Origin of the sequence: Pseudoalteromonas sp. BZB3 (genome assembly GCF_040104455.1) — a bacterium.
In the GTDB taxonomy this organism is placed as follows: domain Bacteria; phylum Pseudomonadota; class Gammaproteobacteria; order Enterobacterales; family Alteromonadaceae; genus Pseudoalteromonas.
Window position 1 is genome coordinate 307860 of record NZ_JBECOS010000001.1, and the last position, 25739, is coordinate 333598.

A 25739-nucleotide genomic window follows, 5' to 3' on the forward strand; every position below is an offset into this window, starting at 1 on the left:
TTTAGATAGAAATGCTTTACTTCCAACTTCTCATTTTATGACCTTTTAGGGCATAGAAGAGGATAAATAGGTAACATGGTAATAATACCAGGTATGCTGTTTGGCTAGATGCAACCGTTGCTTCAGAACCTTTTGCTAAACCTAGGAAAAGTGGACCAAAAGCACCACCAGCAATACCCATAACTAATAAACCAGAAGCTACACTAGTTAGCTTGCCAAGTCCAGACAAAGCTAATGGCCAAATTGCCGGCCACATGATTGCATTTGCTAAACCACATAGTGCTAAAAAGAAAACGGCAAGAGGCACATCACCTACAAACGCAACAGTTCCAAAGATTGGTAGTGTAATTGTGGCTGGTAATCCAATTACAGCTGAAGAGTCGGCAAAAACAATGCAAACTGTCAATAACAAGCCCAAGACTGCTGAAATAGTTAAGGCCTTTTCCTGGGAAATAACTTTAGGGATTAGGAAAATACCTAGTATGTAACCAGTAACCATAAATGTCATGGTTACTGATGTCATAATACTATAATTAGATGCACCAAATTCTAACGCAAAAGAACCGATAGTATCGCCTGCAATTACTTCAACGGCTACATATAAAAATAGAGCTATTACACCTAGGGCTAAATTTGGGTGAGCTAATGCTTCTTTTACGGTACCTGACGACTTGTCTTCACTTTCTTCTTCAATCTCAGGTAGTGGCGCAAATTTAATACCCAATGCAAACAAACCAATAAATGCAGCAAGACCTAGGTAAGGCATCACTAAGTTTCCTGCCATAGCATCTTTTTCAACTTGTGATAAAGGCGCGCTTGAAGCCGCTTCACTAAAGCCACCTAAAACAAGTGCGGTGAATGCTAATGGCGCAATAACGCCGGCAAACTTGTTAAGAATACCCATGATACTTACACGCGCAGCTGCCGACTCTTCTGGCCCTAAACGAACTACGTAAGGGTTAACTGCGGTTTGTAAAATAGTTTGCGCGATACCCATAGTAAACTGGGCCACTAAAAATAGCGCAAACACCTGAGTTTTCGCAGCAGGGATATATAACAGAGCTGTTGCCATCATCATACCGATACTGATGGCCATACCGTTTTTGTATCCCACTTTCTTAACAAATTTTGCCGATGGGATAGCAGTAAATGTCACTGCAATATAAAAAGAGAATAATATCAAAGACGCCTGAATAGGTGTCAGATCAAAAAGTTGCTTTAGATACGGCATTAATGAACCATTCAACCAGGTAACAAAACCCAGAATAAAGAACATCGCCGCAACGATAGCCAAAGGAATGGCATTGCTTTTAGTTGTCGTTGAATTTGACACAGTTGCTTCCATAAACTTCTACTCGTTGTGTGATTTTAATTATGTCAGATTGGCACAATGCCATAAAATCTTTTCAGCTTTTTACATCATGTAAACAAAAATGACAGCGCTGACATTTAACTTTACGTTAAAATTTGTTCTATTACTAGCCTTACCAGCTAATTAAAAAAGGGCCATTCGGCCCTTTGTTTGATGGGTAACTCTTTACTAAAGTGTTAACTGCGTAACACGGCTAAACTTTTTGCCGTTTAATGTTGTGCGTAATTGCACCGCATTTTTACCACTTACATAAACAGGCGAGGTGTACTCTGACCAAGATTCGCCGCCATCTGTACTGTATTGAATCACTAAGTGTGGGAACGCAGAGTTAGCCACTAGCTGGCCATTTTCTACTTTTGCGCCTGGTACAGGTAAATTGATATTCACACCATCACGATCAAGCTTAGCAAGCTCTTTCACACTCAATGCAGCAGCATAAGTGTGCCAGTCTTTAGCAAATGCCTTTGCTTCAATCTTACTGCCTTCCCAGTTTGCTTTGTGCCAAGCACGCTCAGCAACAGCAAGGATACGCGGGAATACCATGCGGAGAACTTGATCTTCAGTACGGATAGTTTCACTCCATACCTGACCTTGAATACCTAAAATATTTTCTGGCTTTTCAAGTTTCGGTAGCTCACGACCGACTAATGCTTCTAAATTAACAATCGGCTCACGGCTGCGGGTATAGTCGGCATTAGCATAGACATCGTCTGGCATATAGCTAAATGTTTTCTTGGTGTCGGTATATCGTGTCGCCCAGTAGTAACCGCGTTCTTCAGGATGCGCTTCGTAAGGGTGGTCAAAGTACAAATGTGTACCATGAGATAAAATAACCTGATAACCATTGTTTGCTAGGCGGTGTGCTCTATCTGCAACGCCCCATTCCCAGATGTTATCCCATACGTTTGCTGTAAATACTTCATTTGGGAATTCATCACGCTTAAACGGATTAATTTTATCGTACATTAACCCATCTTCCCACGCACCAGGTGCGATGCCACGTTTAGCAAACATAGTTGCTACACGCTGAGTGAAGTAAGGCTTTAAATCATTTGGACCCGCTACACCGTTATTTGGATCAGCGAACATCGCCTGACACACCGGAGAACCAACCCAAGAGCCAGCACCAACTTCGTCACCACCAAAGTGAAGATTCGTTAAACGTGTACCCGCCTCGCGATACATGTTTTGCAGCTCGTAAGTAACTTTTTCAATAAATGCATAAGTCGAATCCATACACGCATTCATTGAATTGTCGGTGTAATTTTGAACCGTTAAGTACTGAGAAGTATCTTTCGGATCAGATAATAGATACGCTTTAGCCTCTTCAGGTTTACCTTCTGCCATTAAGCGATCATAGCGTGCTTCCATCGCGATAATTGAGGCACGAGCGTGACCCGGACCTTCAATTTCAGGAATGATGTCAATATGGCGCGCTTTAGCAAACTTTAATAACTCAACGAAGTCCTCACGGCTTAAATAACCATTACCTGTGCCCGACTTAAATGGCCCAGTACCTAACTGAGTTAACAAACAGCTACGCTCTTCTAAATCGAAACAACGATAACCGCCAATGTCTGTTAGCTCAGGTAATCCTGGGATCTCTAAGCGCCAGCCCTCATCTTCAGAAAAATGCCAGTGGAACTTATTCATTTTATAACGACCCATCTGTTCAACCATTTTGAACAGCGCATCTTTACCATGATAGTTACGACCATTATCGTAATGCATACCACGCCAAGCAAAACGCGGCGTATCTTCTACCTCTACGTTAGGCACTGACACTGTATTTTTTGCATCTGCAAGGATTAGCGCTAAGAAGCTTTGAATACCGTAAAAGACACCCGCGTTGTCGCTACCTGTAATAACTACTTTGTCATCATCAATTTCTAGGTGATAGCTTTCAGAAGCCACTTTACCATCAACTTTGAGTGTATCATTCACTTTCAAGAAAATAGTCGGCGTTTTGCCTGCTGAAATATGATCGGCTTCAGCCTTGAGTGTTAAGCCATAGTCGGCAAGATCTTCTTGGAAAACGGCCACTTCTGACTTTAATCGTCCTGCGAAACGAATTTGCCAATTGCTATCAAGCTCTGCAGTACCACGGTTGAAATCAACCGAGTGAGGCTTTGGAATAATACGTTTTAGCGCATCTTCTTTGCTTACTTCAATATTGCTTTGATTACGCTCAAAACGAAGCGCTGGAGTAGCAAGTTTTGTTTGATCTTTTGGCTCGTTGTAACGATAAAGCTGATTATCACGTTCAAATGGCGCAATAAATGTTGTGAGGTCTTCGGTGTCAGTATTAGCAAAAATGGCTGGTTTTTGTTTGTTACTGACTAAGAAAGCACGTGGCATAAAATCAGAGTAAGAAGCAACCCAAGCCCCCGCTTCAAACTCGACATTTAAACTTTCACCAGCCTTTAGACCTTTAAACTCGTTTGTTGGTACAAAACGGTGTAAGTCACCATTGATGTGTTCAATAGCAATACCTTGGGTATTGACCTTTGAAATTTTACGCACTGAATGCACGTAAATTTGCCAATCACTTTTGCCTTTTGGCAAAGCAACCGACGAATTATTTTGTAAACGCATAGAGCCGATAAAGCTGGCTGCACCGTTATGAAAGTTGTCTTCAACTGCAAAAGTCAGTGCTGTACCTTTTGCGAAATTATCTACTTGTTGTTGAGATAAACCAGCTTGAGCAAATAATGGCATTGCAGCCATGATACCCGCTAGAGCAAATTTCTTGTTTATCATTTTAGCTCCTTGGTAAACGTAAAATACGGTCGACTCGCCACTACAGTTAGCTTAGGACGACAAAGTAAGAACTGCACGCCCATGTTTTATTGCGAGTGCGATTTTCAGTTCAATAATTTCATCATAGTAAATGCAAAATGACAGCGCTATCAAATATTTTCCATGAACAGCTCATAAAATAAAAAAACCCGCAATTTCGCGGATTTAGATAAATTAAATTTTATTAAATTACGGTTATATCTGACTTTTTAGCTCTCAGAGCCAGTATTATTTAGTCACTTTTTTATAAAAGCACTTTCTTGTTACTGTCAATTCAAAACGCTGAAGTCATCACTCTTTTGTTAGCTAGTTACTGTTTTTGTAACGCATCAATAATGGCAACATTTGCAGCAGGAAACGCCCAATTGTTCAGATCATTGATTGCCACCCACTGCGATGCCTGCCCTTCAAGTCCTGTTGCTTCGCCAGAGAAGTCTTCAACGATATGAATAAACAACTTCACGCACTTATCACCATAGTCATGCTCAATTTCAAGCAAACTTTGTGAGCTATGCACGTCAATATTCACTTCTTCTTTTAATTCCCTCGCCAGCGCCTCTGTGACTGACTCACCTGCTTCAATTTTACCGCCAGGGAATTCCCAAAGACCACCTTGATGCTGAGTCTCATCACGTTTAGTAATAAATATGTGCTCATCACGCTTGATTACGCCAACCGCGACTTCAACTACTTTCTTTGTCATTTTCTTCTCCGATAAAAAAAGCGACTATAAAGTCGCTTTTTAATGATTTACGCGTGTGTGATTATTTTAACTTGCCACAACACTGCTTAAACTTTTTACCTGAGCCACAAGGACAAGGCTCATTACGACCAACTTTTGGCTCTGTGCGTGAAGCCACAACTGCACCTTCAGGTACGTCACCGCCAACATGCTCAGCTTCAGCATGCTGATATTCACGTGGTGCTTGCTCTGCACGACGGTGTTGCTCTTCAACTTTCTCAACATCTTCTTCTGCACGAACTTGTACCTTCGCTAGAATACCCACTACGTCAGTTTTAAGGTTTTCAAGCATTGCAGAGAATAGTTCGAAAGATTCACGCTTATATTCTTGCTTCGGATTCTTCTGAGCATAGCCACGTAAGTGGATACCCTGACGAAGATGGTCCATTGCAGCTAAGTGATCTTTCCAATGTTGATCTAAGCTTTGTAGCATAACTGCTTTTTCGAAATGACGCAGTACATCTGGGCCTACCATCAATTCTTTTTGTTTGTATGCGCTGTCGATCTCTTCAGTGATACGCTCACGTAATGTCTCTTCGTAAAGCTTGTCATCATCAGCTAGCCACTGAGAAATTGGCAGTTCAATTAAGAAGTCAGCTTTAATACGCTCTTCAAGCGCTGGAATATCCCACATTTCAGCTAAGCTTTGTGGCGGGATGTACTGATCAATCATGCCATTCACAACATCGCTGCGGATAGCTGTAATTGTTTCTGAAATATCGCCTTCTTCAAGAAGCTCGTTACGCTGCTCGTACACAACACGACGCTGGTCGTTTGCAACATCATCATACTCAAGTAACTGCTTACGAATGTCGAAGTTACGTGCTTCTACTTTGCGTTGTGCGTTTTCAATCGCACGGTTAACCCAAGGGTGCTCAATTGCTTCACCACGTTGCATACCCAGTTTACGCATCATGTTTGTCATGCGCTCACCCGCGAAGATACGCATTAGTGCATCGTCCATCGATAGATAAAAACGACTTGAACCTGCATCACCTTGACGACCAGAACGACCACGTAACTGGTTATCGATACGGCGAGATTCGTGACGCTCTGTACCAATGATATGAAGACCACCTGCCGCGATAACTGCATCGTGAGTTTCTTGCCACTTCGCTTTAATTTCAGCGATTTGCTCTTCAGAAGGATTTTCTAGCTTAGCCACTTCGCTTTGCCAGTTACCACCTAATACGATATCGGTACCACGACCAGCCATGTTAGTTGCAATAGTCACTTTACCCGGTAAACCTGCATCAGCAACGATGTCTGCTTCTTGGGCGTGGAATTTCGCGTTCAGTACGTTGTGTTCAATTTTTTCTTTACGTAAGAACTGAGATAAGTACTCAGAACTTTCGATTGAAATCGTACCCACTAATACTGGCTGACCACGCTCTTGACAGTCTTTAATGTCTGCAAGAATGGCTTCAAACTTTTCATCCTGAGTTAAATAAACTAAGTCAGCACGATCATCACGGATCATCGGGCGGTTAGTTGGAATAACAACAGTGTCTAGGCCATAAATTGATTGAAATTCGAACGCTTCAGTATCGGCAGTACCTGTCATGCCAGATAGCTTTTCGTAGATACGGAAATAATTCTGGAAAGTAATAGACGCAAGTGTTTGGTTTTCATTTTGAATGCGCACACCCTCTTTTGCTTCTACAGCTTGGTGTAAGCCCTCTGACCAACGGCGGCCTTCCATTGTACGACCTGTGTGTTCGTCAACGATGATAACTTCGTTGTCTTTCACCACGTAATCTACGTCTTTTTGATACAGCTTATGAGCACGTAGTGCTGCATAAACATGGCTTAATAGTGAGATGTTACCTGCAGAATACAGTGAGTCACCTTCTTCAATCAGGCCATTTTCAGTAAGTAGCTCTTCAACTTTTAACTGACCGCGCTCTGTTAGGTGCACTTGCTTAGATTTTTCATCAAGGGTGTAATCACCGTCACCTTCAACGCCTTCTTCATCTTCTTTCTCTTGCAGAGTCAGTGATGGCACTATGGTGTTTATACGAGCGTAAAGTTCAGAGCTATCTTCGGCAGGACCCGAGATGATAAGTGGCGTACGTGCTTCATCGATTAGGATTGAGTCAACCTCATCCACAACGGCAAAATGCAGTGGACGCTGCACACGCTCTTCAATGCTAAATGCCATATTGTCACGCAGGTAGTCGAAACCAAATTCGTTGTTCGTACCATATGTGATGTCTGCAGCATACGCTTGCTTCTTAGCATCTGGCATCATACCTGGTACATTACAACCAACAGTTAGACCTAGGAATTCAAATAGCGGGCGGTTTGTTTCGGCATCACGTTTTGCAAGGTAATCATTCACAGTAATAACGTGAACACCTTTACCCGTTAAACCATTTAAGTAGGCAGGTAGAGTTGCTGTAAGAGTTTTACCTTCACCGGTGCGCATTTCTGAAATGCGACCTTGGTGCAACACCATACCACCGATCATCTGTACATCGAAGTGACGCATGCCATAGACACGTTTTGAAGCTTCACGTACCGTCGCAAATGCTTCAGGTAATAAATCGTCAAGGCTAGTACCTTGCTCATAACGCGTTCTGAAATCTGCTGTTTTTGCTTTTAATTCTTCATCAGAAAGTGCGCTAAATTGTTCTTCTAATGCATTAATTAATGCGACCGTCTTTCTTAGTTTTTTAATCGTTCGGTCGTTACGACTACCAAAAATTTTGGTAAAAATGTTCGCTATCATGTTTAAACCATTTCACTCTAGTGATGGCTGACCGCATATCCACTTTTAGCATTGGATATCAATGGCCACCCTGCGTCCTGTTGGCAGTAAAAGCAATCAAGCCCTACTGAATGCCGAATATAAAATTGCCCCTATCATACCAGACTCACGCTGTCTGCAAACCTTTGAAATGCAATCAAGCAAAAAAGCCTTGGCAATTCATTTGTTCCGCAAGATGGTCCAACTGGTAATTCTCTTTATATGGTGACGACAGGCATAAATTTCAAGCACTTTCACTGACAAGAATCACTTCTCGTCTGTCGTTATACTGGTATACTTGGGTAAGTTAATTTTGAAGTGGTATCTGCTGTATGGCTAAAAATCGCTATGATCCAAAATCCATAGATGAATTGATGGGCAAGTGGTCAAACAAGATCACCCAATTCGGTGCAAAAACCGATAGTCTACAAATTTTACAAGCAGAGCTTGATAAAGCGCTTGGCCCTATCTTGAGTAAAAAGTGTCGCGTGGCAAATTATCGAGATGGCACTTTGGTGATTGAAGCCGTTTCTGCCACATTAGCAACTCGACTTAACTATCTGAAATTAGATATTTTATCTCATCTTAGACAAAACGGGTTTGCTGAATGCGGACAAGTTAAAGTCACTTCTAACCCAGATGCACAGTTAAGATTAAGTGAGCCCAAACCTAGCTTCAAGACACAAAAAAGCAGTCGAACCATGAGCGAAAGCACTGCAGAACAATTAACAGAGCTTGCAGCGCATGCACCGCCGAGTTTACAAGCAAAACTACTCAAGCTCGCTGCCCACGCGGCAAAAAACAAGCAAAAAAAATGACGCTAAAAAGCGTCATTTTTTTATAATCAATCTGTACTAAGCTTTTGCAAGCTCCATACCTGGCGCAGGCATATGAATTGGCTCTTCAAATGTTGCCCACTCCCACGCTGATTCAGTCGCCATAATTTGACGTAACAGTTTGTTATTTAAACCGTGACCTGACTTGTAACAGGTGATCTTACCTAGAATGTTATGGCCAGCCATAAACATATCACCCACACAATCTAAGATCTTGTGTTTTACAAACTCATCATCGTATCGTAAGCCGTTCGGGTTAAGTACTTTGTACTCATCTAAAACAACCGCGTTATCCATGCTACCACCTAGTGCTAGGTTGTTGGCATGCATATATTCGATGTCTTTCATAAAACCAAACGTACGTGCGCGACTAATTTCTTCAGTAAAACTCTGTGCCGTAATATCAAGACCGATACGCTGACGGCTGTCATTGATTGCTGGGTGATCAAAGTCAATCTCAAAATCAATGTGGAAACCATCGTAAGGGGTTATTTCAGCCCACTTATCGCCGTCTTCAACACGCACAGTTTCTTTAATACGAATAAAACGTTTAGCAACTTGTTGTTCTTTGATACCGCCTTTTTGTAATAAATAAATGAACGGTAATGCACTGCCGTCCATAATCGGTACTTCAGCACTATCTAATTCAACAACAAGGTTATCAATACCCAGTGCAGCAACAGCAGCAATCAGATGCTCAGTGGTCGATAAACGCACACCATCTTTGTTAGTTAAACATGTACATAACTGTGTGTCGCCAACAGCTTCTGGTGTGGTTTCAAAATCAACAACAGGATCAAGGTCGACACGACGGAATACAACACCGGTATTCTCGCTCGCTGGTCGGAGAGTAATGGTAACCTTTTCACCTTTATGTAGACCGACACCTGTCGCTTTAACAACTTCAGCAATTGTACGTTGTCTAATCATAACTTCGCCTATTCATGTCACTTGGACCGCGGATTGTATCACAGATACGACCAGCTGCCAATCGTTTAATATGCAACCAGTTTGTTAGTCAGACTGTTTACGTAAAAAGGCTGGAATATCAAAGTAATCGCCTTTTTCAGTCTCACCAGACGCAGCTGGCTTGCTCTCTGGAGCCGGTGTTTTAGGAGCTTGAGTTGCTTGACTCTGTGTTTGCTCTGGTGCACTTGTTGGCTGCTCAGTGCTTGTTTGCGTAAAGCTTGGTACAAACATACCTGGTTGGCTTGACGCCGGCGCAGCTGTTTGTGCATCACTACCCGAAACCTGCTGCATACCGTTATCAATAATGCCAAACTGCGGACGACGATCACCACCTAAACCTGTTGCAACAACAGTTACACGTAGCTCATCACTCATTTCTGGGTCGATTACTGCACCGACTACCACAGTCGCGTTTTCAGACGCTAATGCCTTCACATGATTACCAACCACTTCAAACTCTTCAATGGTGATATCCATACCCGCTGTGATATTAACCAAAATACCTTTTGCACCGGTTAAATCTACGTCTTCTAATAGTGGGCTTGAGATAGCCGCTTCTGCAGCTTCTTGCGCACGATCTGGACCAGACGCTGACGCTGTACCCATCATTGCAGTGCCCATTGCCGACATAACTGTACGTACGTCTGCAAAGTCAACGTTGATAAGACCTGAACGGGTAATAAGTTCTGCGATACCTTGAACCGCACCGTATAGTACATCGTTCGCTTTCGCGAATGCGTCTAACAGTGTAGTGCCTTTACCTAAAACCTTAAGTAATTTGTTGTTAGGAATTGTAATAAGTGAATCTACAATTTCTGACAACTCTGAAATACCTTGATCAGCTGCAGCCATACGCTTTTTGCCTTCAAGGTCAAATGGGCGTGTTACCACTGCTACAGTCAAAATACCTAAATCTTTTGCTACGCGCGCAACAACAGGTGCTGCACCCGTACCTGTACCACCGCCCATACCGGCTGCGATAAAGACCATGTCTGCACCATCTAACGCTTCTTTAATCGTTTCAATATCTTCTTCCGCAGACTTTCGGCCAACTTCTGGGTTTGCACCCGCACCTAGACCAGATGTAATTTGCGTACCTAACTGTACAGTTACATCTGCAGATGACTTGCGTAGCGCCTGCGCGTCTGTGTTAGCAGCAATAAATCGCACACCTTCGATTTCTTGTTTTACCATGTGCTCAACAGCGTTACCGCCGCCTCCGCCAACACCAATCACTTTGATCACAGCTTCTTCGCTGTGTTGTTCCATAATATCAAACATCATTCACTCTCCGACTCGAGTTTAAAACTCACCTTGGAACCACTTTGAAACGCGGCTCCACCAACTCACGTCCGCATCTACTCTCGACTTTTGTGCATTAACCGAATGTAGAGAACGGCCGTATTGTAACAAACCTACGGCTGTTGCATATGCAGGATCGTCAACATAATCTGTTAAACCTGTGATATTTACAGGTTTGCCTATTCTAACTGGCATTTGGCAGATATCTTCAGCCACTTCTAATGCGCCAGCCATCTTTGCAGTACCGCCTGTTACGACTAAACCTGCGGCTATTTGATCCTCAAAACCAGAACGGCGAATTTCTTCTAACGCCAGTTCAAATAATTCTCTGAATCTTGGCTCAACCACTTCAGATAATGTATGGCGCGACATTAATCGCGCTGGACGGCCACCAACACTTGGCACTTCAATGGTTTCTTCACTGCTGGCCATTTGGCTGCTAGCGCAAGCATATTGCACTTTTAGCGACTCAGCATGAGAAATTGGCGTTCTGAAAATCTTAGCTATGTCGCCCGTGACTTGGTTACCAGCTACAGGGATCACGGCGGTATGGCGCAATGCACCATTGACATAAATGGCTAAGTCCATGGTACCACCACCGATATCAAGCACTGCGACGCCTAACTCTTTTTCATCATCGGTTAAAACCGCATAGCTTGATGCCAATGCGCCAAACGTTAATTGGTCCACTTGAAGACCACAACGCTCAACACACTTCTCTATATTTTTGGCCATATCATTTGAGCAGGTGATGATGTGAGCTTTCGCTTCCATACGCACACCACTCATGCCAAGTGGGTTTTTAATGCCCTCTTGCATATCGATGCTATATTCTTGCGCCAATGAATGAAGCATTTTGCGTTCTGCAGAAATAGGCACTGAACGGGCAATATGCATCACATTGTCCATATCGTCTTCAGTCACTTCTGCGTTATTAATCGCAACAACACCACTCTCGTTTTGACACTGAATGTGCTTACCTGAAATACCAAGGTAAACTGAACCTATTCGGCAATCAGCCATTAATTCGGCTTCGTCGACTGCGCGGCGAATGGAATCAGAAACTAGGTTGAGATCGTTCACTCCCCCTTTATCCATTCCATGAGATTCCTGACACCCCACACCAACGATACTGAGCTGATTGTCTGCTGTTATCTCACCTACTGTTGCTACCACTTTTGAGGTACCAACATCGAGGCCGATTACTAAGTTTCTTTCTACTGACTTAGTCATGCTTCACTCTTATTTTGTTGTTCTGTTTGTGCTGGAAACTTCCAGCTCACCGCAAGGCCGGTGTCATACCTTAAATCTACCGTATCAAGTACACCGCCCTCTGGGATTTGCATACTCGGATACACGTCTATAAATCTTTGTACTCTTCTGGCTTTTTCTTCGCGCCCAAGGTTAAGTCGAACGCCATCTTCAAGCCATAATTGCCAAGCAAAACGCTCAGACAGCGCTAAACTCACCAAATTAAAATCGTTTACTGCCAGCATATCTTTAAACTGTAAGAATGCTTGCCAGGCCTCTAGTTCACTTCCTTCAGGCCCGTATAGTTGGGGCAAGTAAGCCTGTAAGGCTTCGTTGTCTGCCTGAAACACTTGGCCTTTAGCATTTAACAGCAAGTCGCTATTCCAAATGGCCACGGGTTTATGCTCAACAATGTAAACCTGTAATTCGTCAGGCCATTGTTTTCTTACCGATACCGTTGCGACCCAAGGTAAGTCCTGTACCGAGCGCTGTACTGCTTTCACATTCAGTTGAAAATAACTACTTAAATCAACCTGTTTAATAGCAGCGACGACCTCTTTGTCAGAGGTGTATTTAGGTTTGCCTAACACCACTATTTTCTTTATTTGTGCATCTTGGTTTTCAACCAACCAATCAGATACCCAGTAGCCACCGCGAACCAGTAAGCCTGCTACCAATACGAAAAAGCCCACACTCAATATCTTTTGCCAATTGAGTTGTGAATTAACTGCCTGAGCTTTCTCAAAAAGAGCACGCATATTAAAGCGTTTGCTCCAAAATGCGAACAACTAATTGCTCAAAAGTTACGCCAACCGCTTTGGCCGCCATAGGCACCAAGGATTTTTCTGTCATGCCTGGCACAGTATTCACTTCTAGTAAGTAAAATTGCCCATTTTCATCTTGCATTGCATCAACGCGGCCCCAACCTTGCGCACCAACTATAGCAAAAGCATGCGTCGCCATAATTTGTAATTGCTGCGTATGCGCATCGCTCAATGCTGCTGGACAATGGTATTCAGTACTATTTACTTTGTATTTGGCTTCATAGTCATAAAAACCTCGCGGGGTTACCATTTCAATAACAGGTAATGCTTCATTACCTAACATGGCAACAGTAAACTCACGGCCAGTGATCCACTGCTCAACTAAAACCTGGTCGTCATACTTAAAGGCATTATTTAAGGCATCGGTTAATTGCTCTGCCGTTTCGGCTTGAGCCATACCAATGCTCGAGCCTTCATGGCTTGGCTTCACCATGACTTTGCCAAACTCATTGATAATGTTGGCTGCATCAAAGCCCGCTTTCGCATCAACAACCACAAATGCCGCAGTGCTTAATTGTGCTGACTGGAACAGCTGCTTACAGCGAATTTTATCCATTGCCAAAGCACTGCCTAATACGCCACTTCCCGTGTAAGGAATACCCATAAATTCAAGCGCACCTTGAATGGTACCATCTTCGCCACCACGACCATGCAAAGCAATAAATACACGATCAACGCCTGAGGCCTTTAACTCTGAAAGCGCACGTTCTGCCGGGTCAAACGCAAACGCATCAACGCCAGTTGCAATCAGTGCATTCAAAACGGCATTGCCTGAGTTTAATGACACTTCACGTTCAGCTGACGTTCCGCCTAGTAATACTGCTACTTTACCAAACTGTTTCATGATTCACCTTTTAACGCAGCGAGTGACATCTCTGTTGCTGCCAACTTCTTAACGATTTGACCAATGTTGCCGGCACCTTGCGTGATCACAAGGTCGCTGTCTTGTAAAGCATTTGAAAGGACTTTGCCCAATTCTTCGTTATCTGCAACATGAATTGGCTCTACGCCTCTTTGACGTAAACTTCTGCATAAGCTCTTGCTGTCAGCACCTACAATAGGGGCTTCGCCAGCACTGTATACATCTAACAAAATAAGTTGATCAACTTTAGAGAGTACTTTGACAAAATCTTCATATAAGTCACGAGTACGTGTAAAACGATGCGGCTGATAAATCATCACCAATCGACGCTCAGGCCAGCCTGCTTTTGCAGCGGCAATAGTGACATCAACTTCTGATGGGTGGTGACCATAATCATCAACCAGCATCACATTACCTTGTTCATTATCAAATGTGCCGTAATGTTGGAAGCGACGGCCTATGCCTTCAAACTCTGTGAGTGCTGCTAAAATCGCAGCATTGCTGATATTGTGATCTTTCGCCACGGCAATCGCCGCAGTCGCATTCAACGCGTTGTGTTTACCTGGCATATTTAAATGCACCGCGATCTCTTCACCTGACTTAGTAACCACTTTAAATTCGCTGCTATTTACCGTTTGCTTGAAGTCTACTAAACGATAGTCTGCCGCTTCATGCTCACCATAAGTAATAGTTGGGCGTGCAAAGCGAGGTATAAGTTCAGCGGCAACGTCCGAGTCAATACATACCACTGCCAAGCCATAAAAAGGCAAGTTATGGATGAACTCTACATAGGTATCTTTCATCTTTTCGAAGTCACCTTCGTAGGTATCCATGTGATCCGCTTCGATATTGGTGACAACCGATACCATTGGCTGTAGATGTAAGAAAGAAGCATCACTTTCATCGGCTTCAGCGATTAAATAATCACTGGTGCCTAACTTGGCATTAGTACCTGCACTATTTAATAAGCCACCGATGACAAACGTAGGATCAAGTTCAGCTTTAGCAAAAATGCTAGCGATCAAACTGGTTGTCGTTGTTTTACCATGCGTACCCGCAATGGCAATACCATGACGATAACGCATGAGCTCAGCCAACATTTCAGCACGACGAACAATTGGAATACGCGCCGCTTTCGCAGCTTTAATTTCAGGATTATTGACATCAATCGCTGTCGAAACCACAACCACATTGGCATCTTTAATGTTATTTTCGTGGTGACCAATGAAGACTTCTGCACCCGCTTTAATCAATCGCTCTGTCATCGCGTTCTGTGCTATGTCTGAGCCTGTAATACGATAACCTTCGTAGGCTAGTACCTCAGCAATACCGCCCATACCAGCACCACCAATACCTACAAAATGTATGGTATTGATGCGTCTCATTGCTCTTCGATTATTCGCTTCGTTCACTTGCGTCTCTTTATCTAAATTCATTTATTTTGCCAACTCACCACACACCTTCGCGACGCGTTCGGTGGCGTCAGATTTCGCTAACTGCTTTGCTTTATCAGCAATATCTGACAATAAACTTGGTTGTTTAAAATATGGTGTTAATAACTGAACTAATTGCTCAGCCGTAAAATCATGTTGCGGCATCAGTAAGCCACCTTGTTGATCCACCAAATAACGGGCATTCGCCGTTTGGTGATCGTCAACCGCATGCGGTAATGGCACAAACAAAGCCGCTTTTCCTGCTGCAGCGATTTCACTCACAGTGAGAGCCCCTGCGCGGCAGATCACCAAATCTGCCCATGCATAGGCTGCATCCATGTCGTGAATAAATTCATCAACTTGTGCATCTAATTCGCAACCAACATAAGCACTTTTGAGTTTACCTTGGTTATTTCGCCCACTTTGATGGCGTACACTCAACGAAAAGTCTTTTGCCAATGTCGAAAATACCTCTGGCAGTCGATCGTTTAATACTTGCGCACCCAACGAACCGCCAACGACTAGCACATTCAATTTTTCAGTCTGTGGTTTTTTAGCAATTGAACTGACACTGGTTCGAACTGGATTACCAACCACTTCAGCTTTATTTGCAAAGGCATTAGGAAAAGCTGCCAACACTTGATTAGCGACTGTTGCCAAAAGCTTATTACTAAACCCAGCCACTGCATTCTGCTCGTGGATAACCAAGGGCACACCAGATAATTTTGCAGCAATGCCAACAGGGCCCGTGACGTATCCGCCCATAGCTAAGATCACCGCCGGCTTGCGCTGTTTGATAATTTTCTTCGCCGCCAAAATGGCTTTTAGCACCATAAATGGCGCTTTGAGTAAACGAGTAATACCGTTACCGCGCACGCCTTGGACTTCGACAAAGTCAATATCGAAACCGTGCTTTGGCACTAATTGCGCTTCCATTCTGTCGGCTGTGCCTACCCAAGACACTGTCCAATCTTGTTGCTGCATATGCTCTGCAACCGCAATACCTGGGAAAATATGACCGCCCGTACCACCGGCGACCACCATTAAATGCTTTTTCACTGTCATCGTCGCCCATTCCTCGCCGTTGCTTGTCGGCTCGATAACTTGGTTTCAAAATCAATACGCTGCAGCACACCCGCTGCAATCACCATAATTAAAAAGCTCGAGCCGCCGTAAGATACAAACGGCAAAGTTAAGCCTTTGGTTGGCAAAATGCCGGCACTTGCTCCAATGTTCACCATGGTTTGGAACGCAAACCAAATACCAATGGCCAGCGCAAAATAGCCTTCATATTCTTTACCATGCTTTAATGCTTTCTGGCCGATTAATAAGGCTCTAAATACCAAAACACCAAGCAACAGCAAGATACTGGTTACGCCGACAAAGCCTAGCTCCTCGGCGATAACCGCGAAAATAAAATCGTTATGCGCCTCAGGTAAATACTGCAGCTTCTGCACACTATTACCTAGGCCTTGACCAAACCAACCCCCTTGGCTATAAGCCATAAGTGACTGGACTAATTGATAACCGGCACCGAATGGATCATCCCAAGGATCTAAAAAGCCAGTAACACGTCGCCAGCGGTAAGGTTCGAACACGATGAGTACCACTATCAAGCCGATCCCCGTTAAGATCAGCATAAAAAACTGCCATAACTTAGCGCCAGCTAAAAACAGCAGACCCACTGTCGTCACAAACATCACCACTACGGTACCTAAGTCAGGTTGTTTTAATATCAGTAATGCATAAACCGCAAATACTGCAATGGGCTTAGCAAAGCCCTTTAAGTTCTCTTGTACTTCTTCACGCTTACGAACCAAGTAACCAGCGATATAACTAAAAAAGTAAAGCTTGGCAGCTTCAGCCACTTGAAAACCAATTGGACCGATTGGGATCCAACGCTTAGAGCCATTGACTTCTCGACCAACGACTAATACCAAACACAATAAAAACAACCCAAAGAATAATAGGTATGGGTTACATTTCTTCCACCAATCCATGGGCACGCTAGTGCTAAACCAAAATAAAAAGAAACCTAATCCTAAAAACACCCCGTGACGCATCGCTATGCCATAAGGATTGTTATAAAGTCGCTCAGCCACTGGCATAGAAGCACTGGTCACCATCACAAAACCAATGCCGATTAAACACAGCATGGCGTACAACAAAGGCACATCAAAAAGTGCATTTGACTGTTTTGGCGTAAGTTGCATTCTTAGCTCAGCGAAGGTCATCATGGTGCAAGCTCCGCTACGGCTTTACAAAAAGCTTCGCCGCGCACCATGTAATTCGGGAACATATCTATGCTGGCACAGGCCGGTGCTAGTAATACAGCATCACCGTTTTGTGCCAGTGACTGCGCCTTTAAAATGGCGTGTTGTAAATCAGCAACAAGGTGACTTTGCTCATGTAGTGGTAAAAACTTTGCTCCATCTTGACCAAAACAAATCACAGCGCGACAAGCAGCTTGCAATGGCTCACGTAAAGGTGATAGGTCAGCCCCTTTGGCATCACCACCGGCAATAAGCACGATTTTGTTTACATCATCTTTTAAGCTTTCAAGTGCAGCGACCGTCGCACCGACATTGGTTGCTTTAGAATCATTGAAGTATTTTACCCCAGCTACATCAGTCACTAACTGGCAACGATGTGCCAGGCCTGTGAAGTTTTTAAATGCTGCTGCAAATGCCGCTTTATCAATGTTAAAAGGCTCAAGCAATGCCATTACAGCCAACGCATTAAACTGGTTGTGTTTACCCACCATAGTCAAACTAGAGACAGGCAAAACAGGCTGCTGATGTGCAGCGAAATACAAACCACCGTCATGTGTCTGAAGACAATAATCTGCTTGCGCTAATGCTACACTCACACCGATACCTGCATTGGCCAGTGTATTGTTATCTATGGCGTTAAATACCACATGCTTGGCATGTTGATAAATTCGCTGTTTTGCTTGGCAATAGGCGGCGAAATCAGGGTAACGGTCCATATGATCTTCAGTGACATTTAAGATCATGGCACTGGTACAAACTAGACTTTGCGTGGTTTCGAGCTGAAAGCTCGATAACTCTAATACAAACACATCAAAATCTTGCTCAAGAAGGTCTAGCGCAGCGGTGCCAATATTACCGCCTAGCCCCACTTTATAACCAGCCTCTTTAAGCACTTCAGTGGCAAGACTCACCACCGTCGATTTACCATTTGAACCGGTTACCGCGATGACAGGTTTAGTGTTTAAGCGTGCAAACAGCTCGATGTCACCAATCACTTCAACACCATGCGCTATCGCTTCAGCAACACTTTGCTCAAATAACGCAATACCAGGGCTGATAATGATTAAATCAGCACTCTGTAAACTCGCCTGTGCCAGCGAACCAAACACCGCTTCGCAGTCAGGTGCATTATCAGCAAGCCATTGCGAACCTGGCGGTACAGCACGGCTGTCTACCACGCGCGGCGTAATACCGTGAGACAGTAAAAAACGCACAATGCCCAGACCGGTAATTCCCAGTCCGAGCACAGTGATGTTTTTATTTTTTAACTCGTTTAAATACTGCATTTATCTGATCTTCAGCGTTGCCAATCCTGCGAGTACTAACACAATCGAAATGATCCAAAAGCGCACGATCACACGCGGCTCCGGCCAACCCTTTAATTCATAATGGTGGTGGATCGGTGCCATTCTAAAAATGCGCTGACCACGTAGTTTGTATGAACCGACCTGCAAAATGACCGACAGCGCCTCCATCACAAACACCCCACCCATAATCAACAGCACAAGCTCTTGACGTACTAAAATCGCGATAATACCCAGTGCGCCACCCAGCGCTAATGAACCCACATCACCCATAAATACTTGTGCTGGATAGGTGTTAAACCATAAGAAGCCTAACCCCGCGCCAACAATGGCGGTACACACTACGACCAGCTCACTGGCCAGTGGTAAATGCGGTAAATGTAAGTACTCCGAGAAATTTGCGTTACCAGTTAAATAGGCAATAATCGCAAGGGCTGATGCCACTAAAATAGTCGGAACTATCGCCAAGCCATCGAGACCATCGGTGAGGTTTACCGCATTAGATGTACCGACAATCACAAAATAGCTCATAACCAAATAGAAAATACCAAGCTGCGGCATCACTTCTTTCAAGAAAGGCACAACTAGCACGGTTTCATTTGGGTCTAGTGACGTGAAATATAAGAAGCTCGCCACAGTCATGGCGATCACCGACTGCCAGAAATATTTCCAACGAGCGATTAGGCCTTTTGAATCTTTGCGGATCACTTTGCGATAGTCGTCAACAAAACCAACGACGCCCAAGCTACCTAAAACAAATAGCGTCACCCACACGTATTTATTGCTTAAATCGCCCCACATTAAAGTGCTGGTAAAAATGGCACCTAAGATCAACACCCCACCCATGGTCGGCGTACCAGACTTAGATAAATGTGATTCTGGACCATCATCACGTACCGTTTGGCCAATTTGCATGCGCTGAAGTGCGCGGATCAAAATCGGACCGAAATAAAGCGATAACAATAACGCGGTTAAAATACCTAAAATCGCACGCAGCGTTAGGTAAGAAAAGACGTTAAAGCCACTGTAATACTGGGTTAAATATTCAGCCAACCACACTAACATGCTGATACTCCATCTGTGGCTGCTTGTTCACCACTTGTTGTTATTAATTCTTCTACTAGTAATTCCATACGCGCACTGCGAGAGCCTTTTACTATCACAGTACATGGACCATTTTGCGCCGCTAAAGTTTGATTAATTGAGGCCAATAAATGTGGACGCGTTGAAAAGTGTCTATCGGCAATTTCAAACACATCACTGCTATAACGGCTCAGTACCCCTAAGGTAAATAACGCGTCGATCCCTTGCTGCTTAGCATATTCACCGACTTCTTGGTGATACTCACGAGCATGTTCACCAAGTTCGCCCATATCACCTAGTGCAAACACCTTATAGCCTGGCATTTTAGTCAATAAGTCGATTGCCGCTTTGACCGAGCGCACATTGGCATTGTAGGTATCGTCAATCACGGTTAAGTTTTCGTTGACCTTAATAAGGTTCACACGGCCTTTGACTGCACTCATGCTCTCAAGCGCCGCTGCAACTTCATTTAAACTGGCGCCTAGCTCAGTGGTCAAAGCTGCTGCAATTAGAGCATTGGTGACATTGTGCTCACCCGGTAACGCAAGGGTCACAGGCACTTTTTGTTCACCATCACAAAGTAAGAAGCTGGCGTGAGCGGTGTCGTTTAAAGTCACTTGTTCAGCCCAAATATCGAGCGCCTCATCTGTGGCAATGCACTTGATACGCTTATCAAACATGCTGCTATTCCACATCTGGCGAAATTCAGGATTAATATCGCAGTTAAATACAGCACAGCCGTTTTCTTTTAAGCCAGAGAAAATCTCACCTTTAGCTTGCGCCACGCCTTCAATTGAACCAAAGCCTTCAATGTGTGCTGGTGCAACATTACAGATTGCCGCGACGTCCGGCTTAGTCATTTGCGTAGTATAAGCAATCTCGCCAATATGGTTAGCGCCAAGTTCAATCACCGCATACTCGTCGTCTTCTGACAAACGAATTAACGTCAGCGGTACACCGATGTCATTGTTAAAATTGCCATTAGTTGCCAGCACTTTGCCTTTTTGCGACAAAATCGCCGCGCACATTTCTTTCACTGTGGTTTTACCCACACTACCCGTAATGGCAATGGTTTTTGGCGCTACTTGTGCCATTACGGCAGCACCAATGTGCCCTAAAGCTAAACGAGTATCGGCCACCACAAACTGTGGAATGTCGCATTCCACTGGTTTATCGACAATCGCTGCAATGGCGCCTTTTTCATACGCCTGCTGGACAAATTTATGACCATCAAAATTTGGTCCTTTCAGCGCTAAAAACACCTCATCATTTTTAATTGTTCTAGTATCGGTGTTGATATTGCTGACAGATAAATTCTCGCCACAACTTACTGGGGTGTTTAATACGGCTGTAAGCCAAGCAAAATCCATTGTGATCATGCTTTATCCCCTTTTAAAATTTTCATTACCCATGCTCTGTCACAGAAGGTGATCGTTTGATCACCGATAATTTGATAATCTTCGTGTCCCTTGCCAGCTACCAGTACCACGCCTGAAGCAGATGTTTGCTCAACCGCGTAAGCAATGGCTTTAGCTCGGTCAGGTTGGCAATAAGCATACTCAGGTTGACTGAGCCCAGCCTTAACGTCTGCGATAATATCTTCGGGACTTTCACTACGTGGGTTATCACTGGTGATCACCAGTTTATCGGCGTTTTGCTCAGCCGCTTGCGCCATCATCGGTCGCTTGCCTTTATCGCGGTCGCCCCCGCAGCCAAACACACAAGTAACTTGGCCAGGTACGTGTTGCTGAAGAGCTTGTAACGCCAAAGCCAACGCATCTGGGGTGTGGGCATAATCAACCACGCACGTCGGTTTACCTTCAACCGTAAATGCCTGCATACGACCCGCAACTGGTTTTAGTGAAGAAACCGCATTACACAATGCCCTAAAGCCATAGCCTTCAACCAAGAGTGCCGCCATCGCAGCCGCTAGGTTATAAAGATTAAATTGACCAAATAGCGGTACATTAATGGTCGCTTCCCCCCAAGAAGTGGAGAGCGTTGCTCGAATACCTGCTTGATGACATTCAACCTCATCAAACCAAACAAACTGAGAGAAATTGTGTGCTGTTGGCTTTTTGCCATATACCACTAAGTTGCTAAAACTAGATTGTGCGATCCAGCTTTGTGCAACTGCATCATCATGATTTACAACACAGTGTTTTGGCATGCATTCAGTAAACAGCAAGCGCTTTGCTTGTGCATAACTGTGCATGTCGCCGTGATAATCTAAATGATCACGTGAAAGGTTGGTAAAAACCGCGGTACTGAATTGTGTTTCTTTTACGCGGCCTTGAACTAAACCATGAGATGAAACCTCGATGGCCGCCAGTTGATTATGTTCTGCAAGGGTTGCAAAAATGCGTTGTAAGTCCACAGCCGACGGCGTGGTGTTTTGCAGTGGCGTTAGGTCATCTACTTTGCCATAACCCAAAGTACCGACAACCGCAGCCGGTGTACCAATGGCATCTGCAAGCGCTGCTATCATGGCTGTCGTGGTTGACTTACCATTGGTGCCTGTTACACCAATCACTTTTAAGCGGTCGGTTGGACTCTGATAATAAGTTTTGGCGATTTCAGCAATGCGCTCAGCCAAATTCTCAATTGGGATCAACAAACCTAGGCTTTGATCTAGTGACGTAAAACTCGTTGCGTCAACCAATGCACAGCTTGCGCCCTTGCTAAAAGCCGCCGCAATAAAGTTTTCGCCATTACTTATATGGCCTTTAATGGCAATAAATACATCATTGGCTTTGACTGCACGACTATCGAGCTGTAAGTCGGCAGTTTGTGTAGGGAGCTCAATCCCTGAATACTCAATGTTTAACGCTGCTAATGTGTGAGATAAATTAAAGCGCATCTTTTTTCTCCGACAAATAAGCAACGCGGCCTTTATCTGGTGCCACATTCAAAATACGTAATGCGTTCGACATAATTTCAGCAAAAGCAGGGCCTGCGGTTTGACCACCGTAGTAAACATCGCCGCCAGGTTCATTGATCATCACCACCACAGCTAAACGAGGGTTCGTAACTGGGGCAACACCGGCAAAATAACCGACATATTCATCACCATACCCACCTGCTACTGCTTTCTCAGAAGTACCGGTTTTACCTGCTGCACGGTAACCATCGACTTTGACGTTTGCCGCAGTACCGCCTTTTTCAAATACAGACTCCATCATTTCTACAACCGCTTTGACGTCTTCTTCTTTGAATAGACGCTCACCCTCTGGCGGCGTATCTTGCTTTAAGATAGTTAAAGGGCGAGAAATGCCCCCAGCGCCAAATGTGGCATATAAACGTGCTACTTGCGCGGTACTCACTGAGACCGCATAGCCGTATGATAAAGTTGCAATTTCAAAATCTGACCAACGACGGTTTGGGTAAAAAAGACCACTACTCTCACCCACCATCATGGTGCCTGTATCTTCACCAAAGCCTACTTTTTGATATAAACCAACGAGATATTCTTTTGGCAGCATTTGACTAATTTTGGCCACGCCCATGTTAGACGATACTTTAAGAATTTCTCTGAGTGTCATTTCACCGTGATTACGCTCGTCTTTGACTAAACTACCACCAAGGCGCATCCAGCCAGGGAAAGTATTGATGGTGTCATCGGCTTCAATCACATCATGATCGAGCCCCGCTAAAACAGCCAGCGGTTTAAGGGTCGACCCTGGCTCAAATAAATCAGTAATGGCGCGATTTCGGCGTTTGTAAGGGTGTGCATCGCGCATATCATTCGGGTTGAAGCTTGGACTGTTTACCATAGCAAGTACTTCACCGGTTTTCACATCCACCACCATGGCAGAGCCTGAAGTCGCTTGATAGCTCAGTACCGCACTTTTTAAGGCTTTATAAGCAATTGCCTGAATACGTAAATCAATGCTGAGTTGAATATCTTCTGGCTCAACACGTTGCTCTTCAGATAATACTTGGATCTCACGACCACGGGCGTCTTTACGAATGGTTCTTTTACCTTCTGCACCTGTAAGGGCATTCTCAAATAGCTTTTCGATGCCTTCGATGCCTTTACCATCAATATTGGTGAAGCCCAACACATGTGCGGTGACTTCGCCACTCGGATAGTAACGTTTTGATTCGTCTAGTAAGTGAATACCGGGCAATTTTAATTGACTGATATAGCTTGCAACTGCGGGCGTGACTTGACGCTTTAAGTAAACAAATCGGCGTGCAGGGTTGTCACGTAAACGTTCATCCACTTCTTCATGATCAATTTGTAATACGTCTGCAAGCTCGCGCCAACGAATATCATTGTCATACCGTACTTGTTTGCGGTATGTCATTTCTTGTTCATTTTCGGCCAGCGCTTTGTGATCTTCTTTGTTTTTTCGCGCGGCACGAATGACTCTTTTGCCAAGCGCTTTATCTAGTGCAAGGGGATCGGCATACACACTCACAACGGGCACACTGACAGCAAGCTCTTTACCATTTCTGTCAAAAATCATACCGCGTTGCACTTTAAGAGTTTCAACACGTACCGTGCGCTTTGCACTTTCTTCACGGGCATGATCGGGCTCAATCACTTGTAAATAGGCAGCACGGGCCATCAAGGTTAAAAACACCATGACTAACACAGTACACACCAGTGCAAAGCGCCAAGTTATGAGTGTTTTTGAGCTATTGGCTTTTGCTTTTTTCATGGCAACACCACCACTTGCTCATCTTTACTGGTTGGGCGCTTCATTTCTAGCTGCGTGGTTGCCACTTCTTCGATGCGCGCATGTTGCGAATAGAATTCTTCTTCAACCAGTAAGTAACGCCATTGCAAGTCCAATTCGTCACGCTCTTGTAAGAGTTTGTCCTGCTGGATCACTTGCTGACGAGATAGATAAGTGACTTGTACAACCCCCAAAGCCGAAGCAAAGATACAAATAAGCAAAAAGCCCGTTAGCTTATTCGCTAAAAGGCCTGCAAATATCTCATTAAACAGCTTAGGCTGTCGGCTTTGTGGTTTATTCATTATAGTTTTTGCGCTACTCGCAATACTGAGCTACGTGATCTTGGGTTAACAGCTATTTCCTCAGCGGTTGGTTTTATGGCTTTGCCCAGCGCCTTCAGTGTCAGGTTTTTATTCAACTGTGCTTCCGTTAATGGCAAGCCACGCGGGACAGCCTCACCTTTACTTTGTTTCTTGATGAACTGCTTAACAATGCGATCTTCCAAAGAGTGGAATGAGATCACTACCAAACGACCGCCCGGCTTTAATACCGACAGTGACGCTTGTAATGCCGTTTGAATTTCTTCTAGCTCACTGTTGATGTAAATACGAATAGCTTGGAAAGTGCGCGTTGCTGGGTGCTTGTGCTTATCTTTCACCGGTACCGCTTCATCAACTAAATCAGCCAACTGCTTAGTGGTAGTGATAGGTGTTTCATCACGGGTTTCAACAATTTTATGCGCTATGCGACGGCCAAACTTTTCTTCACCATATTTTTTGATCACAAACGCGATGTCTTCAAGCTCAGCTTCGGCTAACCACTGTGCAGCACTGCGGCCAGATGTGGGGTTCATGCGCATATCAAGCGGACCATCTTTCATAAAGCTGAAACCGCGGTCAGCATCGTCCAATTGTGGTGAAGAAACACCAATATCTAATAAGATGCCATCAACTTGGCCAAGAATACCCGCTTCTGTGGCGACTTGTTCAATGTTTGAAAAGCGCGTATGTGCGATATTAAAACGGGTATCATCAGCAAATTTCTTGGAGGCTTCGATCGCCTGCGGATCTTGATCGATAGCTTGCAAACGGCCTTGCTCACCTAAACGGCTTAAAATTTGACCCGAGTGGCCGCCTCGGCCAAATGTGCCATCGATATAGGTACCATCGGCTTTGATGCCTAACGCGTCTAACGTTTCATTCATCAAAACTGATACATGGGTAAATTGCGCAGTCATGCGTTATGTAAGCCTTTT

At 44.2% G+C, this 25739-nt stretch carries 20 protein-coding genes; 1 reads left to right on the plus strand and 19 read right to left on the minus strand.

The annotated features are described in order from the left end of the window. Positions 1 to 16: 16 nt before the first annotated feature. From ABMY35_RS01330 to secA, 4 genes are all read right to left on the minus strand, one after another. A complete protein-coding gene (locus ABMY35_RS01330; RefSeq protein ID WP_227009199.1) occupies positions 17 to 1345 on the minus strand; it encodes a sugar MFS transporter in 1329 nt (442 codons plus the stop codon). Positions 1346 to 1540: 195 nt separating this feature from the next. Beyond that, positions 1541 to 4132 (minus strand): family 20 glycosylhydrolase, encoded by a 2592-nt coding sequence (locus ABMY35_RS01335; protein ID WP_349284709.1) that lies wholly within the window; start codon positions 4130 to 4132, stop codon positions 1541 to 1543. A 349-nt stretch (positions 4133 to 4481) separates the two neighbouring features. Then, positions 4482 to 4874, minus strand: a complete 393-nt coding sequence (gene mutT / locus ABMY35_RS01340) for an 8-oxo-dGTP diphosphatase MutT (RefSeq protein WP_349284710.1) — start codon at positions 4872 to 4874, stop codon at positions 4482 to 4484. A 61-nt stretch (positions 4875 to 4935) separates the two neighbouring features. Next, on the minus strand, positions 4936 to 7644 hold the full coding sequence (secA, locus tag ABMY35_RS01345) for a preprotein translocase subunit SecA (RefSeq protein ID WP_349284711.1): 2709 nt from the start codon (positions 7642 to 7644) through the stop codon (positions 4936 to 4938). Positions 7645 to 7994: 350 nt separating this feature from the next. On the opposite strand from secA, the gene ABMY35_RS01350 reads away from it, so the two are divergent. Next, a complete protein-coding gene (locus ABMY35_RS01350) occupies positions 7995 to 8480 on the plus strand; it encodes a DciA family protein (protein ID WP_349284712.1) in 486 nt (161 codons plus the stop codon). A gap of 36 nt (positions 8481 to 8516) precedes the next feature. Here the strand turns inward: ABMY35_RS01350 and lpxC are convergent, their stop codons facing one another. The 15 genes from lpxC to rsmH all read right to left on the minus strand — a co-directional run bounded on the left by lpxC (position 8517) and on the right by rsmH (position 25721). After that, on the minus strand, positions 8517 to 9428 hold the full coding sequence (gene lpxC, locus ABMY35_RS01355; RefSeq protein WP_058028665.1) for a UDP-3-O-acyl-N-acetylglucosamine deacetylase: 912 nt from the start codon (positions 9426 to 9428) through the stop codon (positions 8517 to 8519). A gap of 84 nt (positions 9429 to 9512) precedes the next feature. Continuing rightward, a complete protein-coding gene (gene ftsZ / locus ABMY35_RS01360; RefSeq protein WP_138566229.1) occupies positions 9513 to 10748 on the minus strand; it encodes a cell division protein FtsZ in 1236 nt (411 codons plus the stop codon). 21 nt (positions 10749 to 10769) lie between these two features. After that, the gene (gene ftsA / locus ABMY35_RS01365; RefSeq protein WP_130255531.1) at positions 10770 to 12002 is read right to left on the minus strand and encodes a cell division protein FtsA; all 1233 of its coding nucleotides are present in this window, start codon (positions 12000 to 12002) and stop codon (positions 10770 to 10772) included. Continuing rightward, positions 11999 to 12778 (minus strand): cell division protein FtsQ/DivIB, encoded by a 780-nt coding sequence (locus tag ABMY35_RS01370; protein ID WP_349284713.1) that lies wholly within the window; start codon positions 12776 to 12778, stop codon positions 11999 to 12001. The genes ftsA and ABMY35_RS01370 overlap by 4 nt, the downstream gene beginning before the upstream one ends. Position 12779: 1 nt before the next feature. Next, positions 12780 to 13688 (minus strand): D-alanine--D-alanine ligase, encoded by a 909-nt coding sequence (locus ABMY35_RS01375; protein ID WP_349284714.1) that lies wholly within the window; start codon positions 13686 to 13688, stop codon positions 12780 to 12782. Beyond that, positions 13685 to 15142 carry a UDP-N-acetylmuramate--L-alanine ligase gene (gene murC / locus ABMY35_RS01380; protein WP_349284715.1) on the minus strand — a complete coding sequence of 486 codons (1458 nt, stop codon included), beginning with the start codon at positions 15140 to 15142 and terminating at the stop codon, positions 13685 to 13687. Before murC ends, ABMY35_RS01375 begins: the two co-directional genes overlap by 4 nt. Further along, entirely contained in the window at positions 15143 to 16198 is a 1056-nt protein-coding gene (gene murG, locus ABMY35_RS01385) for an undecaprenyldiphospho-muramoylpentapeptide beta-N-acetylglucosaminyltransferase (RefSeq protein WP_349284820.1), read from the minus strand. Between the two features lie 2 nt (positions 16199 to 16200). After that, a complete protein-coding gene (ftsW, locus tag ABMY35_RS01390; protein ID WP_349284716.1) occupies positions 16201 to 17376 on the minus strand; it encodes a cell division protein FtsW in 1176 nt (391 codons plus the stop codon). Further along, positions 17373 to 18698 carry a UDP-N-acetylmuramoyl-L-alanine--D-glutamate ligase gene (gene murD / locus ABMY35_RS01395; protein WP_349284717.1) on the minus strand — a complete coding sequence of 442 codons (1326 nt, stop codon included), beginning with the start codon at positions 18696 to 18698 and terminating at the stop codon, positions 17373 to 17375. Before murD ends, ftsW begins: the two co-directional genes overlap by 4 nt. After that, on the minus strand, positions 18699 to 19781 hold the full coding sequence (mraY, locus tag ABMY35_RS01400; protein WP_349284718.1) for a phospho-N-acetylmuramoyl-pentapeptide-transferase: 1083 nt from the start codon (positions 19779 to 19781) through the stop codon (positions 18699 to 18701). Beyond that, positions 19775 to 21178 carry a UDP-N-acetylmuramoyl-tripeptide--D-alanyl-D-alanine ligase gene (gene murF, locus ABMY35_RS01405; protein ID WP_349284719.1) on the minus strand — a complete coding sequence of 468 codons (1404 nt, stop codon included), beginning with the start codon at positions 21176 to 21178 and terminating at the stop codon, positions 19775 to 19777. Before murF ends, mraY begins: the two co-directional genes overlap by 7 nt. Beyond that, entirely contained in the window at positions 21175 to 22659 is a 1485-nt protein-coding gene (locus tag ABMY35_RS01410; RefSeq protein WP_349284720.1) for a UDP-N-acetylmuramoyl-L-alanyl-D-glutamate--2,6-diaminopimelate ligase, read from the minus strand. The genes murF and ABMY35_RS01410 overlap by 4 nt, the downstream gene beginning before the upstream one ends. Beyond that, positions 22649 to 24466: a penicillin-binding transpeptidase domain-containing protein gene (locus tag ABMY35_RS01415; RefSeq protein ID WP_349284721.1), complete on the minus strand. Its 1818-nt coding sequence runs from the start codon at positions 24464 to 24466 to the stop codon at positions 22649 to 22651. The genes ABMY35_RS01410 and ABMY35_RS01415 overlap by 11 nt, the downstream gene beginning before the upstream one ends. Next, on the minus strand, positions 24463 to 24786 hold the full coding sequence (gene ftsL / locus ABMY35_RS01420; RefSeq protein WP_349284722.1) for a cell division protein FtsL: 324 nt from the start codon (positions 24784 to 24786) through the stop codon (positions 24463 to 24465). The genes ABMY35_RS01415 and ftsL overlap by 4 nt, the downstream gene beginning before the upstream one ends. Then, on the minus strand, positions 24786 to 25721 hold the full coding sequence (gene rsmH / locus ABMY35_RS01425) for a 16S rRNA (cytosine(1402)-N(4))-methyltransferase RsmH (protein ID WP_349284723.1): 936 nt from the start codon (positions 25719 to 25721) through the stop codon (positions 24786 to 24788). Before rsmH ends, ftsL begins: the two co-directional genes overlap by 1 nt. Between the last annotated feature and the right edge of the window lie 18 nt (positions 25722 to 25739).

Bases quoted from the DNA above. Each gene is read 5' to 3' on its own strand.
- ABMY35_RS01330 (WP_227009199.1), bottom strand. From the start codon at position 1,345: ATGGAAGCAACTGTGTCAAATTCAACGACAACTAAAAGCAATGCCATT.
- ABMY35_RS01335 (WP_349284709.1), bottom strand. From the start codon at position 4,132: ATGATAAACAAGAAATTTGCTCTAGCGGGTATCATGGCTGCAATGCCA.
- mutT (WP_349284710.1), bottom strand. From the start codon at position 4,874: ATGACAAAGAAAGTAGTTGAAGTCGCGGTTGGCGTAATCAAGCGTGAT.
- secA (WP_349284711.1), bottom strand. From the start codon at position 7,644: ATGATAGCGAACATTTTTACCAAAATTTTTGGTAGTCGTAACGACCGA.
- ABMY35_RS01350 (WP_349284712.1), top strand. From the start codon at position 7,995: ATGGCTAAAAATCGCTATGATCCAAAATCCATAGATGAATTGATGGGC.
- lpxC (WP_058028665.1), bottom strand. From the start codon at position 9,428: ATGATTAGACAACGTACAATTGCTGAAGTTGTTAAAGCGACAGGTGTC.
- ftsZ (WP_138566229.1), bottom strand. From the start codon at position 10,748: ATGTTTGATATTATGGAACAACACAGCGAAGAAGCTGTGATCAAAGTG.
- ftsA (WP_130255531.1), bottom strand. From the start codon at position 12,002: ATGACTAAGTCAGTAGAAAGAAACTTAGTAATCGGCCTCGATGTTGGT.
- ABMY35_RS01370 (WP_349284713.1), bottom strand. From the start codon at position 12,778: ATGCGTGCTCTTTTTGAGAAAGCTCAGGCAGTTAATTCACAACTCAAT.
- ABMY35_RS01375 (WP_349284714.1), bottom strand. From the start codon at position 13,688: ATGAAACAGTTTGGTAAAGTAGCAGTATTACTAGGCGGAACGTCAGCT.
- murC (WP_349284715.1), bottom strand. From the start codon at position 15,142: ATGAATTTAGATAAAGAGACGCAAGTGAACGAAGCGAATAATCGAAGA.
- ftsW (WP_349284716.1), bottom strand. From the start codon at position 17,376: ATGATGACCTTCGCTGAGCTAAGAATGCAACTTACGCCAAAACAGTCA.
- murD (WP_349284717.1), bottom strand. From the start codon at position 18,698: ATGCAGTATTTAAACGAGTTAAAAAATAAAAACATCACTGTGCTCGGA.
- mraY (WP_349284718.1), bottom strand. From the start codon at position 19,781: ATGTTAGTGTGGTTGGCTGAATATTTAACCCAGTATTACAGTGGCTTT.
- murF (WP_349284719.1), bottom strand. From the start codon at position 21,178: ATGATCACAATGGATTTTGCTTGGCTTACAGCCGTATTAAACACCCCA.
- ABMY35_RS01410 (WP_349284720.1), bottom strand. From the start codon at position 22,659: ATGCGCTTTAATTTATCTCACACATTAGCAGCGTTAAACATTGAGTAT.
- ABMY35_RS01415 (WP_349284721.1), bottom strand. From the start codon at position 24,466: ATGAAAAAAGCAAAAGCCAATAGCTCAAAAACACTCATAACTTGGCGC.
- ftsL (WP_349284722.1), bottom strand. From the start codon at position 24,786: ATGAATAAACCACAAAGCCGACAGCCTAAGCTGTTTAATGAGATATTT.
- rsmH (WP_349284723.1), bottom strand. From the start codon at position 25,721: ATGACTGCGCAATTTACCCATGTATCAGTTTTGATGAATGAAACGTTA.